The following is a 14,137-nucleotide window of genomic DNA, read 5'->3' as shown; positions in this document are numbered from 1 at the left end:
CCGTCTGCAAGGCACGGCCCAGCGCGGTACGCCCGGATCAGTCAGGTGCAAAGGAAAATATCCGGAATGGACAACACGCAAACCATCGACGTGGCGGCGGGCATCATCTGGCGCGGCGGACACTTTCTGGCCTCGCAACGCCCCACCAACAAGGTTATGGAAGGCTACTGGGAATTTCCCGGCGGCAAGATAGAAGGTGATGAAAGCCCTGAAGAAGCACTCAAGCGGGAACTGGCTGAAGAGTTGGGCATAGGTGTGCGTGAGGCCAGCTACTGGCAGTGCGTGGAGCATTGCTACGCCGACCGCAAGCTCAATGTGCGCCTGTATTTCTTTCACGTTACCGATTTTTCCGGCGAGCCATGCCCCGCCGAAGGGCAGAACCTGCGCTGGATCAGTCCTGACGAGGCCCCGGCGCTGGACTTTTTGCCCGCAGATTCCGGTGTGCTTGAACAGTTGCTGGCCCTCGACAGGCTGAACGGCGCCTAACGGCGCAAGTAAGCCGCACCTGCGCCTGTATGGCCGCCAGCTCACGCAGTTACCAGAGCAATTTCAACATGACCATTCTGCTCTAGTTCTCACGGCGCAAGGTTCAAGGCAGGGCCACGCTGCGATTACGCGCGCAGATCAACCGCACCTGCGGCGTCGTGGCACGCCTTTACACATGCCGCCCGCCAGAGCGGCTCAAGGCGGGCGTACAGCAGGCTCGCGCTGCCGCCTCCCCGCGTACCGGCATATCCTAGCCCGGCGCAACACTCGCCCGCGTCCATGCGCCGCTGCAACGCGGCTTCAGGCACATCGGGCGGCATCTCCGCACAATCCACAGGACGGATACAGTCAGGCTCTGGGCCACTGCACGGTTCGTATTTCCGGCTCCTTGCGGGCCGTCTTTCTCTTGTGGCCCAGCGCTCCGGCCGGAGCCATGACATTTTCCACCGGTCCCTGTTCCCCGCCCTGCCCAGGCTGCGACAATGGCGACGCTGGCACTGCGCCCCCTTCCGCCAGCAGGGCCGCGCCCAGGCTGCCGCTGCCCGCCCCGACGGCAGGCATGGCATCGGGCCGCGCCCCGGGCGCAAGGCCATGCCGGAGCACTTCACGCGTGCGGGCGAAAAGATTGCTCAGAATGGAATTGGACACCAGCATGCCGCTGCGCGTCAGCCGCAGATAGCCGTTGCGGATACGTATAAGCCCGTTTTCATGCAGAGCCTGCACCAGCCGCTGGTGGTCGCGCACAAAATCCCTGCCGGTCATCTCACGGTAGGCTTTCACGCGCAGCCCCCGCGTCGTGCGCAGGCGCAACATGAGCAGTTCCAGTACACGGGTCTGTGGCGTCAGCTCTTCCACATCCTGCCCGAGGCTGCCCTCGCGGGTGCGCGCGTCCCAGGCTTTCTGGCCGGCCGGATTGGTCCAGCGGCGGCCGCCGATGGTGGACGTGGCCGAAGGCCCCAGGCCCAGGTAGTCCTCCCCTTCCCAGTAGCCCAGATTATGACGGCACTGAAAGCCCATACGGGCAAAATTGGATATTTCGTAGTGCAGATAGCCGTGCTGTTCCAGCAGGGCCGCGCCCTCCATAAACATGATGTTCTGGTCGCGTTCCGGCGGCAGCATAAGGCGGCCTTCCTCCACGTCCAGCTCCAGCGGCGTACCCGGCTCAAGAGTCAGCCCGTAGGCCGAAATGTGGTCCGGGCTCATGCGCATGACGTCCTTGAGGGTTTGCAGCCACTGGCGCACGCTCTGTCCCGGCAGCCCCCACATGAGATCCACATTGATATTGGCACAGCCGGCTTCGCGCGCAAGAAAGGCCGCATGCAGACTGTCCTGCGCCTTGTGCGGGCGGCCCAGCATGCGCAGCATGCCCTCATCAAGGCTTTGTATACCGATGGAAAGACGGTTGACGCCCGCATCAAGATACTGGGCCACGCGGTGTCCGCCCCGCAGGGATTCCGGGTTGGCCTCAAGCGTTACCTCGGCTTTGGGAGCCAGCGTAAAGTAGCGCCCCAGGCGCTCCATAACCAGAGCTATGACGCGCGGCGGCAAAAGGCTTGGCGTGCCGCCGCCGAAAAATACCGTCTGCACCGGGCTGCCGCCCAGCCGGTCACCCCAGTGGGCAAGCTCCATAAACAGGGTATCCACATAGTCGCGCACGGCCGGAGACGACACGGGGTCCACCCCGCGCCCCAGCGGGCTGGAATAAAAGGCGCAGTAGCGGCAGCGCGTGCTGCAAAAGGGAACATGTATATATACGAGCATAGGATTTTCCAGTGACAGAAAAATGGCGCGGAAATGCGGCACAGGGCCGCCTTACGGCATTGCTGCAAAGAACATGCCCCACCATGCCCGCAGTGTTGCCTCCTGACAAGCCCCGTACACGCCCGGAGTCGGCCGAAATGCCGTTCACCCTGCCCGGAGCCGCAAAATACCGCGCGTCTTTCCGCCGGGGGCGATCCCGCGCCCTTGGCAAAAAGCCCCCGGCAGCGTATATTCCCCTACCCGGACAGGCCGCCGCATCAGGCAGGCCGTCAGCCGTCCGTCGCATCTTTGCGGCACACATACGGCACATATGAGGAGAATACAGCCCATGGACATACGCTTTCAAAATCTTGGCCCGGAACACTGGAAAGGCGAGGTCATGCTGGCCCCCGTCTGCCAGGACGAGGTCCTGACAGAAATTTGCCCCCAGATGGACAAGGCCGCCCCCTGGCTGGCCATAGCCCCCGCCCTGCGCGACTTCAAGGGCAAAGCCGGTGAACTGGCCCTCATGCACGGCCACCCCGAACTCGCCGTACCCCGCGTACTGGCCGTGGGCCTCGGCCCCCGCGAAAAGGTGGATACAGCGGGCATCCGCAAGGCTGTTGGCGCCGCCGTGCAGTTGTGCCGCCAGAAGGGCTTTGGCTCCATCCTCCTGCCCGAACCGGCCTTGGCCCGCCTGCCCGGTGGCCGTGAGCGCCTGGTGGAAGAATGCGTGTGCGCCGCCCTGCTGGCCCTTTACCGCTTTACGGCCCTGAAAAAGGCCGAAAAAGACGAACCTGCCGAGCCGCAGTGGCTGGCCCTGGGCTTTGACGGGCAGGAAGTGCCTGACGCTTCGCATGCCGCCGCCCGCAGGGGTGAAAACGCCGCCTGGGCCGTTATGCTTGCCCGCGATCTGGCGAGCACGCCGCCCAACCTGCTGTACCCCGAAAAACTGGCCGAACGCGCCCGGGAACTGGCCCGTGAAAAGGGCTTTACCTGCACCGTGCTTGACGAGCACGAGCTTGAAAAAGAAAACATGGGCTGCCTGCTGGCCGTCGGCCAGGGTTCCGGCCGCCCGCCCCGTCTTGTCATCCTTGAGCACGCCCCTGAAGGGCATGAGCAGGAAAAGCCCCTCATTCTTGTGGGCAAGGGCATCACGTTTGATACGGGCGGTATCAGCCTCAAGCCTGCCGCCAACATGCACCAGATGAAAGCCGACATGACCGGGGCCGCCACAGTGCTGGCCACCCTGGCCGCGCTGGCCCAGGAAGATGCGCCCCGCCGTGTCATCGGCCTGCTGGCCTGCGCCGAGAATATGCCCGGCGGCCGGGCCATGCGCCCCGGCGACGTGGTGCGCGCCGCCAACGGCGACAGCGTGGAAATACAGAATACCGATGCCGAAGGCCGCCTTGCCCTGTGCGATGCGCTGGCCTATGCCCAGAAAACGTGGACGCCGTCCGCCCTGGTAGACATAGCCACCCTTACCGGCGCGTGCGCCGTGGCTCTTGGCACACAGATCGCCGGGCTTTTCAGCGACGATGCAGACCTTGCCGAGCGCATCCGCGCGGCCGGAGGCGCATGCGGCGAAGAATACTGGCCCCTGCCCCTGTGGAAGCCCTATGCGGAGCAACTGAAAAGCGACGTGGCCGACATTTGCCACATGGGTCCGCGTGAAGGCGGAGCCATCAATGCCGCCCTGTTTTTGCAGCACTTCATTCAGGAGGGCGTGCGCTGGGCGCATCTGGACATTGCCGGGGTGGACTGGGTTTCCAAACCCACGCCCCTGTGCCCCACCGGGCCTTCGGCCTTTGGCGCGCGCACACTGCTTGAACTGGCCAGGGGAGGCGCTCTGTAATGATGAAGGTGTATCTTATCGGCGCAGGCCCCGGCGATCCGGGCCTGCTGACCCTCAAGGGCCGCGACGCTCTGGCCGCTGCGGACGTGGTGGTGTACGACGCCCTTGCCAATGACTGCCTGCTGGGCCACGCCAACCCCGCTGCGGAAAAGATTTATGTGGGCAAGGTGGCGGGCAACCACGCCCTGCCCCAGCACGAAATCAATGCCCTGCTTGTGCGTAAGGCCAAAGAAGGCAAGATTGTGGCCCGCCTGAAAGGCGGCGACCCCTACATCTTCGGACGCGGCGGCGAAGAAGCCGAAGAGCTGGTGGCCGCCGGAGTGCCTTTTGAAGAAGTACCCGGTATCACGAGCACCATTGCAGCCCCGGCCTATGCGGGCATTCCGCTGACGCACCGGGACTTCGCCTCTTCCGTCACCATCATCACCGGGCATGAAAACCCGGACAAGCCCGGTTCCGTGCACAACTGGCCCGCCCTTGCGGCCAGCGCCTCGACCCTGGTCTTTGTCATGGGCATGAAAAACCTGCCCGACATCGCCCGCAACCTGCTGGACGCGGGCATGGCTCCCGACACACCGGCGGCCCTCATCTATCGCGGCACAACGCCTCGCCAGCGCAGCCTTGTGTCCACCCTGGCCCAGTTGCCCGCCGCCGCCGTTGAGGCCAGATTCACCAATCCCTCGGTTATTCTTGTGGGTAAGGTGGCAAGCCTGCACAAGACCCTCAACTGGTTTGAGCAAAAGCCGCTTCTGGGCCGCGGCGTGGTCGTCACCCGCGCCCGTGAACAGGCCAGCGGCCTGGCCGCCAGCCTGGCCGAACTGGGCGCGGACGTGATCCAGTGCCCCACCATTGAAATCAGCCCCATGACCGACTATGCGGAACTGGACGCCGCCCTGAACCGCCTGGCCGAATACCGCTGGATTATCTTTACGTCGGTTAACGGCGTGCGCCACTTCTGGCTGCGTCTGGCGCAGGCCGGAAAAGACAGCCGTGCCATCGGCAACTGCAAGGTGGCCGCCATTGGTCCCGCCACTGCCGAAGCCCTGACACGGCGCGGCATCAACCCGGACTTCATCCCCGAACGTTACGTGGCCGAAGGCGTGCTTGAGGGCCTTATGGCCCGCGAAGGCGGCGACGTGAAAGGCAAACGCTTTCTCCTGCCCCGTGCGGCCAAGGCCCGCGAGGTGCTGCCAGACGAACTGCGCAAGGCCGGAGCTGTGGTGGATGTCATTGCGGCGTATGAAACCGTTGCCGCCGCCCATCGCAAGGATGAGGTGCTTGAGCGCATCAAGGAAGGCAGGCTGGACTGCGTGACCTTTGGCTCGTCCTCCACTGTGGAAAACTTTCTTTCCCTCATCCCGGCAGACGTGCTCAAGGCCCATCCCGAGGTGCAGCTTGCCGCCATCGGTCCCATCACGGCCGATACCCTGACGGCCCACGGCCTGCCCTGCCACATCCAGCCTGAAGAATACACCATTCCGGCGCTGGTGGAGGCCCTGAAAAAACACTTTGCCAAAGCCTGACCCGCATCCGGGCCAGCTTTGTTAGGGCGTTGCGGGGGAAGGACCCTTTTGTAAAAGGATCCCTTCCCCACACGCCCCCCCAAAAAAACTTTTATTCTGTTTCAGTAGGCCACATGGAGCCTCCTGATCCCACGCAGGGTTCAACCAAGGCAGCGGCCCCGCACAAAAAAGTTCTAATACAACGGAAACCTCATGCCACTGAATATCGCCATACTGGCCTCAGGCAGCGGCTCCAACGCCCAGGCCATCATTGACAAGGCCGCTGCGGGCGTTCTGGACGTGAACGTCTGCTGTATCATCTGCAACCGGCCCGGCGCGGGCGTTATCGAGCGTGCCGCCAGGGCGGGCATTGCCTGCGTGGTGCTGGACCACAAGGCACACCCCGACCGCGAAAGCTACGACCGCACAGTGGTGCAGCACCTTCAGGAGCACGGCACGGAGCTTGTGGTGCTGGCGGGCTACATGCGCCTGCTCAGCCCGGTTTTTCTGGATGCGTTTTCCGGCAGGGTCATCAATATCCATCCCGCGCTGCTGCCGAGCTTTCCCGGCGTGCACGGGGGCGCGGACGCGCTTGAGTACGGCGTCAGGATATCGGGCTGCACCGTGCACTTTGTGGAAGAAAAAATGGACGGCGGCCCGGTTATCATCCAGGCGGCCGTACCCGTGAACCCCGGCGAAGACGTTGACGACCTGATGCAGCGCATTCACGCCATGGAGCACCGTATTTATCCGCAGGCCATACAATGGTTTGCGCAAAACCGCATCAGCGTCTGGGGCCGCGAGGTGCATGTGGCCCCCGGCTCTGCCGCCGCCACAGTTCCCGACGGCCAGTGGCTGGTGCATCCGCCGCTGGAAGAGGGTTTTTAGAAGAGCTTTACTGCCAGGCAACCAGTTTTGCTCCAAGAGCAAAAAAGTGGGTTTCTGTCCAAAAGAGAATACGCTGACGGCATTCTTCTTTGGACAGAAACCCACTTTGACGCAGTTCGGGGACAAAAGGATTATTTAGGGCAGACTACTTTTGAAAATATATATTCTCAAAGTTTAAGGCACGCTTACTGCGGCGTTTACCCGCGCGGATGCATTGCGCTTACGTCGCCGTAGCGAACGTCTGCTCACGCAGTGGTCAGCGCAATTTCAAAGTAGCTTGCTCTAGCCAAAAATATCCACAATGGCTCTGGCGTCCATGTCAGGGCTGATGGGCCGCACTGCCAGACGGCGGAAATCGTCAGGCCTGTCCATATCCAGTCGCAGATCCGGGCGGCACAGCCATTCCTCTTCGGGGTCAAATGTACCGATGCGGAATTTTTCGGCATTGTCCCATATATAATTGAGGCAATGCTCACGTTGCGAAGGCTCCACCGCCGTATGGTCCAGATTCTCAAGCAGTTCGCGCGAAAGCACTTCTGCCCCAAGCCCGTCCGGCCAGAGGTTGTTGCGCGGAATATGATTATAGGCGTAATCCCATTGGCCCGCACGGTAAAAGTCCACCAGTCTGTCGACGGCGCCGCCCCAGATAAGGGGATTGTCTGCGCATACGCGCACCACAAGCCCGGCATCCGCCAGTTTCGCCGCCTGACAGAAACGGGCCAGCACATCGTCTTCCGGTCCGGCCATGCAGGGTATGCCCCGGCGGCGCAGGTGCTCCAGCAGCACCACATCCAGCGGGGTATCAGGCACGGCCACCATAATGCCGTCCAGACGGCTTGCCGCGGCAAGGCGACGCGCCACCCAGTCGATCACCGGCAGGTCACGCAGACAGAGCAGGGATTTCAGCGGCAGGCGGCTGGAACCCAACCGGGCCTGTACTATGGCTATAACCTTGCCTTTGCTGGTCATGCTTTTCCTCCGCCGTATCCGGCGATAATGGAGATTTCTCAACGGCATGGCGCCCTGCACCTGGAGCAGAGTACCTTTGCGACAGTGTTCTGCCCAAAAGGCACGGCTTCTGCCTCCCGATCGGCCCCACTGAACAACCTGAAAGAAAATCTTTACGAGGTAGGGGCGTGGGAAAGGCCCCTTTTACAAAAGCATCCCTTCCCCACAAAATATTTCAAACACTCACGCCCTAAAGGACCTTTTCCCACACAGCATTTTACTACTGATCTACTCCGGACACTGCCTAGGGCCGCTCACTGAGCAGGCCCAGCATACGCCGCACCACACGATTCTTGTTGACCGTAAAGTCCATACTGTCCTGCCGCTGCCAGAAACGCTGACGGCGCGGATTTTTCAGCATTGCCAGAAAGGTGTTACGGATTCTGCCGTCGCCCACGCGGTCCATAATGCCCACAAAGGCAAACCCGTGGCGCGGCCGGGCAAAGGTATGGCGTGCTTCGCGCTCGTGCGTTGCCAGCACAAGGGCAGGCACGCGCATATGGGCCAGTTCGTAAACCGTGCGCCCGGCGGAACAGATGGCCAGGTCCGCGCCTTCCATCATGCGGCTCATGACATTGGTGGCCCAGGTAAAGGTCACCAGCGGATTATCCAGCTTTTTCAGGTGCGCCTCCATAGCATCCTTGTGGGCGTAGCCCGGCCCGGCCACAAGGCGAATGGCAATGTCGTAGGCGCGGCAGATCGGCTCAATGATGTCCAGCACCCGGCGCGAGCAGTCGTGCTGGTCTGTGCCGCCAAAGGTGATGAGCACGGTTTTGACTTCGGGCCGGAAGGGATTGCGGGCCGCATTGGCAAATTCGTCACGCAGGCAGAAAAAATCCGGCCCGCTGCACAGGCGCCCGGTGCTTTCGCCCTCGTACAGGGCGTTGACTACAAGGCGCGCCAGCGAAGCACCCGGCCCTTCGTCTTCAAAATTCACGCAGCGCACACCGGCAGCGGCAAGACGCTTCATGTAGGCCGTGGTGGTGTTGAGGATATCATTGACCACCAGATCAGGCCCCAGGGCCAGCACGGTGTCTGCCAGGTCTTCCTGCCCCTGACGGACAATACGGTAGTCCTTGCGGGCAATACTTTCTACGGCCAGCTCACTTTCACGGGTGCAGACAAAACTTACCCGATGGCTTGTAATCTCGTGCGCCAGCATGAGCGCCCGGAACACATGCCCCATGCCGATGGCGGGCCAGCCCGCCACCACAAAGACCACATGCCGCCGCTCAAGCAGGCGCTCGCATATCCACCAGTCCTGATAGCCCTGTATTTCAATGGCCCTGTCGTTGAGAAAATAGGGAATGATGCGCCCGCGCCCCTGGTCGCGGTTCCGGTCCAGCAGGCGTGACAGGCGCAGCATGATGAGCGCACGGCTTTCAACCACAAGGGTTTTTTCGCCCCTGTGGTCCGTATCATCGTCCAGCAGGTCTTCAAGGCCGTCGCCCTGCATGTTCCAGATGCGCTGGCGCACGCTTTTCACGGTCACAAGGCTGTCGGCGTCCGCCTCGCGGTATCTTTTCCAGGCATCTTCCACATCCACCCAGGTCAAGAGCGGGCAGGAAGCGCGCAGGATGATGCAATGCTCATACTGCGCCGCCAGTTCTTCCAGCAGCACGCGCATTTCGCTCACGATATCCAGCGTGGTGAAGCGCATGTCCTTGTTGCGGCGAAACCCCACGCCCGCGCGTTCGCAGATGAGGGATATCTCCTGGCTGTCGGTAAGCACCACGATATCTTCGCCGGGCAGAACGCCCCGCGCCGTATTGATGGCCCGCTGCACAAGCGTCACCCCGGCCAGCTTTTTGACAAGCTGATCAGGGATGACGGCATTTTTCTTGATGGCCGGTATGACAATGCAGCGTTCTTTCACGATATTTCCGGATTTGTCATGCGCGGGGGCGCGGCGTCTGGCAAAAGCGCCCGCCAGCGGCGGCGCCGTGCGGCGCTGACCTTGCGTCCCCGTTCAAAAGGCCGCCGACCGGCAAATACAGCGGCGCAGGCCGGGCCAGTACCCTTGAGTACCATTCCCGGCCCACGCCGTTATTTCTGACGCGACCGGACGGCAGATACGCCGCCTTAGCGCAGGCTTGCCAGCACCTCGCGGGTGGAAGCCAGCATGTAGTCGAACTCTTCCCCGGTCAGCCAGTGCTGGAAGGGGAAAGAAATCATGGTGTCAAAAAACAGGTCCGCATTGGGGCAGCGGGCCTCGCCCATGCCCAGGCGGCGGTAATAATCGTACCTGTCCAGCGGAATGTACTGCACCACGCATTTGACGCCCTTTTCATTGAACATGGCGCGCATGAAGTTGTCCCGTGCTTCCACGCCCGTCGTCATGCGGGCCGCAAGCAGGTGATAGTTGTGGCGGGTGCTGTCGACCCGGTGGAATTCCAGCTCGGGAAAGTCCGCCAGGGCATCAATGAAGGCCAGGGCGCGGCTGCGCTTCTGCTCGTTGATTTCATCAATGCGTTCCAGCAGCTTGGTGCCGAGGGCGCATTCCACTTCGCCCAGGCAGTAATTGTTGGGCGGCACCATGCGCCCGTCGATAAAGGGCATGTCCACATTGCCCATGGCGGGTTTCCAATAATCGGGGCGCTCAAAGTCAAAGGCACAATGCCCGTTGTGGCGCAGGGTGGGAACCATGCCCGCCAGCTTGGGATCGCGCACATACAGCATGCCGCCTTCGCCCAGGGTGGTCAGATTTTTGTGCGAATGGAACGAAAAGATCCCCATATCCCCGAAGGCTCCGGCCTTGATGCCGTCCACCTCGGCCCCGATGGCCTGGGCGGCGTCCTCGATGAGGATAAGGCCACGCTCTTTGCACAGGGCGGTAATGGCGGGCATATCGGCCACATAGCCGTAAAGATGCACGACCACCACGGCCCTGGTACGCGGGGTAAGCACTTTTTCAATGCTTTCGGCGGTGACCACGCGGCTGTGCAGGTCCACATCGGCCCAGACAAGCCTGGCCCCCTTCTTGATGTAGGGATAAGCCGAAGCCGTGAAGGTGTGAGAGGGAATGACCACCTCGTCGCCTTCGTTAAACAGGCAGAGCTGCGCTGAAAGCTCCAGGGCGGAGCAGCCGTTCATGGTGGTGAAGCAGGTCCCCTGCGGCACGCCCTGATACTCTGCGAACCTGCTCTCAAACCGGCGCATGTGATGCCCCTGGGTAAGGGGATCGGCATTGCGCATGGCCTCGACAACCACGGCTATTTCTTCTTCGGTGTACCTGATGGCACGTCCGCTGAAATTGACCTTGATATCCATGAGACTCCTCATAAAGCAGTTTGCGCTTGAAGTTGCCGCGTCACAGCGGGCAAGGCCCGGACGCGCCAATCCTGCGAACATCGCTGTGCCGCGTTGCGCATGCCCGGCACCGGCTTGCGGGCATTCCCACAGCCGGAAAAGCCTGATGCCTCGTTGCCCCGGCATACCCGTGAAACACGGGCTGCCACAGGCAGATACTCCGCCAACATGGCCTCATGCCCGGGCCGCTTCACGGCAGATGCCCCGAAAGAGCCTGACGGCGGCGGAGCATCGCCCACGCCGCCGACAGACTGTATATCCTTAGATGGTCCGGCGCTGTCCGCGCCTACATGTTCTTGAAACGCCCGATGACGTTTTCCTTGGTGAGGATTTTTTTGAAATCCGGGCCAAGACGGTTGGAAAGCGGCTTTTCATGCACAATGCTGGCCCCGTAGAGCGCATCGTACTGCGCATCGGTAAGCCCCTGGCAAATGCCCTTGGGCAGATCAATGCCCTGGCGCTCCATCATGAGCATGAATTCCTTGTACTGTTCGGGATAGATATCTTCCTGCACAGACAGTGAATAGCAGTTGGCGATGCCGTGGCGCATATGCAGCACCATGCTCAGCCCGGCGGAAATGGGATGCACTACGCCCACAAATCCTGCGGCCATGCCGCCGAGGTAGGAAGCGATCATCATCTTTTCGCGGTTTTCTTCGCTCATCATGTCCTGCGAAAGAAAAATCTGCTTGCAGAGATCAATGGCCTTTTCAGCCAGAGAATCGACAACCACGTTACGGTAAGAGCCGGTGATGCTCTCAAAGCAGTGCATGTAGGTGTCAATGCCGGTGTAGAAATACTGGTTGCGGGGTACGCTGGCCGTGAGGTCGGGGTCCATCAACACCTGGTCGAACATGGTAAAGTCGCTGTTCATGCCCAGTTTGATGTTTTTTTCCTCGTTGCAGATAATGCCGGTACGCGAGGTTTCAGACCCGGTTCCTGACAGGGTGGGGATGGCGATCTTGTAGGGTGCGGGATTTTTTACAAGCTCCCAACCCTGATAGTCCTCGGCCTTGCCGGGGTTGGTGAGCAGGTTGCCCACGCACTTGCAGGTATCAAGCACACAGCCGCCGCCAAGGGCCACAAGGGCGCAGGGTTCCGCGCCGTCCAGAAAGGTTTTCACCTGGGCGGTATAGCCGTCCACGCTGTCAGTGGTAGGCTCTCCGGTGGTGTCGACATAAAGCACCATGTCGCCGCTTTCCACAGGCAGTTTTTCTGCCAGGTCCTTGCCCTGGAAAAAATGATCCAGAAAGAAGACCGCAGGGCCGGACACAGCCTTGCGGCGCGGAGCCATAAGATCGCCGAGCTGGCTCAGGCTGCCCTGGCCGATCATATAATAACCGACGTTTTTTGCATTACGGTACATAGTTGCCCTCACAGTATGGCATAGGATTTCCGGGCCATACGCTATAGCCGCAGGTCTGGCAAGCGATGCCGCAAAGCGGTTCACGGCGCGGATCGGCGGGTGTTACAACACAGGTTAGTCTCTCTTGTCAGGTACGGCCCGCTGCCCCGGCCGCATGGCGGCCGGTTTCTTTTCGCCCCCCTGCTCACGGGCAGGGTTTGAGGCCAGCCTGGCCCAGGCCGCATCGGGGCTGTCGGCCCCGCCGCCGGTAACAGGCGCGCCGTCAGAAGCAGCGCCGGAAGTGCCGGAGGACTTGCTGGGGGGCATCTTCTGCCCCTGTTCCCGGCCCTTCTCCTGAACCGGCGTTCCGCTTTCCAGCGGATCCGGCCCAAAACGGTTGGCGCCGGCAGTTCCCGGCCGGGCATACAAAATAATAAGCCACAGGCCGCTCAGCCCGGCCAGCATGATGCACATATACGCGGATGTGCCGAAGTCAAGGTGTACCGCAGCGCCGCCGAGCAGGGCCAGACTCACGGGAACCACCTGCATCCAGCCGGAAAGGTTGGCGTCGTGCAAGCGCCGGGCGGTGACGGCAAAGTGCGGCAGCAGGAGCACCGCCGTGACCACGCGGGCAGCCAGGACCCCCTCCTGGGGGGCGGCATTGGTCATCATACCAAGCCCAATGTTGACGATACCCCCAAAGAGCACAAACCACCAGAATTCCGCCCGCCGGGCGCGACCCCTGAAGTCGCAATATTTTTGCAACAGGCAGATTCTCACTGCGGTCTTGAAATCCATGCGTGCTCCTTGCAGGCCTTATGGCGGGTCGAGGTTCCTGCCCCCTCCCGCCGGAGGGAGCAGGGCAAAAATGTCAGAAGATGTATCAGGCCGTGCGTTGCCGCCACGACTGCACCGTGTTCACAAGCAGCATGGCAATGGTCATTGGTCCCACGCCGCCGGGTACGGGTGTGATGGCCGCAGCCTTTTTACTGACGCTTTCATAGTCCGCATCGCCGCACAGGCCGTCGTCGCTGCGGTTGATGCCCACGTCAATGACCACTGCACCCTGGCGAACCATGTCGCCGGTAATAAGACGGGGCCTGCCCACGGCAAGGAATAAAAAGTCGGCCTTACGGCATTCTTCCGCCAGGTCGGGGGTGCGCGAATGGCAGATGGTAACAGTGGCATCGCCAAACTCGCCGGAGCGGGTCAACAGCAGGGCAAGGGGTTTGCCCACGATGTCCGATCGCCCTACTACCACGGCCTTTTTGCCTCTGGTAGGCAGATTGTAGCGGCGCAGCAGCTCCATAACACCGGCAGGCGTGCAGGAAACAAAGCCCGGCAGCCCCAGTGAAAGACGCCCCACGTTTTCGGGATGAAAACCATCCACGTCCTTGGCCGGATCAATAGCCAGCAGGCAGGCCTGAGCGTCCAGCCCGCGGGGCAGAGGCAACTGCAGCAAAATGCCGTCCACATCAGGACGCACGTTGCATTCCGCAATCAGGTCCAGCAATTCCTGCTGCCCGGTTTCAGCCGGCAGGTGATAGGCAAAGGAGGTAATTCCCACCTCGGCGCAGGCTTTTTCCTTGTTGCGCACATAGACCTGCGAGGCCGGATCCTCGCCAACCAGAATTACCGCCAGACCGGGGGCGCGGCGCCCTTCGGCCGTGGCTGCCGTCACCTCTGTAGCCAGTTCCGCGCGGATGTCCTGCGCGGTCTTTTTGCCGTCAATTATTATCATGGCTTGCTCCATGTATTTTTTCTTGGTCCGCAGGGGGGGCAACAACGTATAGTCATGCGATGTTAGCAGTATAGACTGCCCCGGCTTCAAGCTCAAGGGCGCATGCCTCATTTTTCACTACCGGAACAGCATCCCGCGACGTGCCACCATTACGGCAAAACCCGCGTCTGCCGATGGCGGACGCGGGTTTTGACTGTATTATCCGGTCAGTTCCGAAACCTGTCTGAAAGCGCTGCCGGGTAGCCCGGCCCAGGTAAATGCGG

Annotated in this window: 11 protein-coding genes; 4 read left to right on the top strand and 7 right to left on the bottom strand. The window is 61.5% G+C overall.

What is annotated here, in order from left to right; all coding sequences use genetic code 11:
* Positions 1 to 66 precede the first annotated feature (66 nt).
* The gene (locus QZ377_RS02315; RefSeq protein WP_291439161.1) at positions 67 to 486 is read left to right on the top strand and encodes a (deoxy)nucleoside triphosphate pyrophosphohydrolase; all 420 of its coding nucleotides are present in this window, start codon (positions 67 to 69) and stop codon (positions 484 to 486) included.
* Between the two features lie 348 nt (positions 487 to 834).
* Here QZ377_RS02315 and hemW read toward each other — a convergent pair whose 3' ends face one another.
* Entirely contained in the window at positions 835 to 2,247 is a 1,413-nt protein-coding gene (gene hemW, locus QZ377_RS02310; protein ID WP_291439159.1) for a radical SAM family heme chaperone HemW, read from the bottom strand.
* A gap of 328 nt (positions 2,248 to 2,575) precedes the next feature.
* Between hemW and QZ377_RS02305 the strand changes: the two genes are divergently transcribed.
* From QZ377_RS02305 to purN, 3 genes are all read left to right on the top strand, one after another.
* Positions 2,576 to 4,081 (top strand): leucyl aminopeptidase, encoded by a 1,506-nt coding sequence (locus QZ377_RS02305; RefSeq protein ID WP_291439157.1) that lies wholly within the window; start codon positions 2,576 to 2,578, stop codon positions 4,079 to 4,081.
* Between the two features lie 2 nt (positions 4,082 to 4,083).
* Positions 4,084 to 5,604, top strand: a complete 1,521-nt coding sequence (gene cobA, locus QZ377_RS02300; RefSeq protein WP_291439346.1) for a uroporphyrinogen-III C-methyltransferase — start codon at positions 4,084 to 4,086, stop codon at positions 5,602 to 5,604.
* A 192-nt stretch (positions 5,605 to 5,796) separates the two neighbouring features.
* Positions 5,797 to 6,471 carry a phosphoribosylglycinamide formyltransferase gene (gene purN, locus QZ377_RS02295; RefSeq protein WP_291439155.1) on the top strand — a complete coding sequence of 225 codons (675 nt, stop codon included), beginning with the start codon at positions 5,797 to 5,799 and terminating at the stop codon, positions 6,469 to 6,471.
* Positions 6,472 to 6,753: 282 nt separating this feature from the next.
* Here purN and QZ377_RS02290 read toward each other — a convergent pair whose 3' ends face one another.
* The 6 genes from QZ377_RS02290 to folD form a co-directional block, all read right to left on the bottom strand.
* Positions 6,754 to 7,440 (bottom strand): glycosyl transferase family 2, encoded by a 687-nt coding sequence (locus QZ377_RS02290; RefSeq protein ID WP_291439153.1) that lies wholly within the window; start codon positions 7,438 to 7,440, stop codon positions 6,754 to 6,756.
* Positions 7,441 to 7,723: 283 nt separating this feature from the next.
* The gene (locus QZ377_RS02285) at positions 7,724 to 9,355 is read right to left on the bottom strand and encodes a glycosyltransferase (RefSeq protein ID WP_291439151.1); all 1,632 of its coding nucleotides are present in this window, start codon (positions 9,353 to 9,355) and stop codon (positions 7,724 to 7,726) included.
* A 206-nt stretch (positions 9,356 to 9,561) separates the two neighbouring features.
* Positions 9,562 to 10,749: a DegT/DnrJ/EryC1/StrS family aminotransferase gene (locus QZ377_RS02280; protein ID WP_291439148.1), complete on the bottom strand. Its 1,188-nt coding sequence runs from the start codon at positions 10,747 to 10,749 to the stop codon at positions 9,562 to 9,564.
* 325 nt (positions 10,750 to 11,074) lie between these two features.
* A complete protein-coding gene (locus QZ377_RS02275; protein ID WP_291439146.1) occupies positions 11,075 to 12,154 on the bottom strand; it encodes an iron-containing alcohol dehydrogenase family protein in 1,080 nt (359 codons plus the stop codon).
* 114 nt (positions 12,155 to 12,268) lie between these two features.
* Positions 12,269 to 12,931, bottom strand: coding sequence for a DUF805 domain-containing protein (locus QZ377_RS02270; RefSeq protein ID WP_291439145.1), 663 nt, complete (start codon positions 12,929 to 12,931; stop codon positions 12,269 to 12,271).
* A gap of 85 nt (positions 12,932 to 13,016) precedes the next feature.
* On the bottom strand, positions 13,017 to 13,874 hold the full coding sequence (folD, locus tag QZ377_RS02265) for a bifunctional methylenetetrahydrofolate dehydrogenase/methenyltetrahydrofolate cyclohydrolase FolD (RefSeq protein WP_291439142.1): 858 nt from the start codon (positions 13,872 to 13,874) through the stop codon (positions 13,017 to 13,019).
* Positions 13,875 to 14,137 lie beyond the last annotated feature (263 nt).

This window comes from Desulfovibrio sp. (genome assembly GCF_019424165.1).
Lineage (GTDB): Bacteria > Desulfobacterota > Desulfovibrionia > Desulfovibrionales > Desulfovibrionaceae > Desulfovibrio.
Note: the sequence above shows the minus strand (reverse complement) of the source record. Positions and strands in the feature narration are given on the sequence as shown.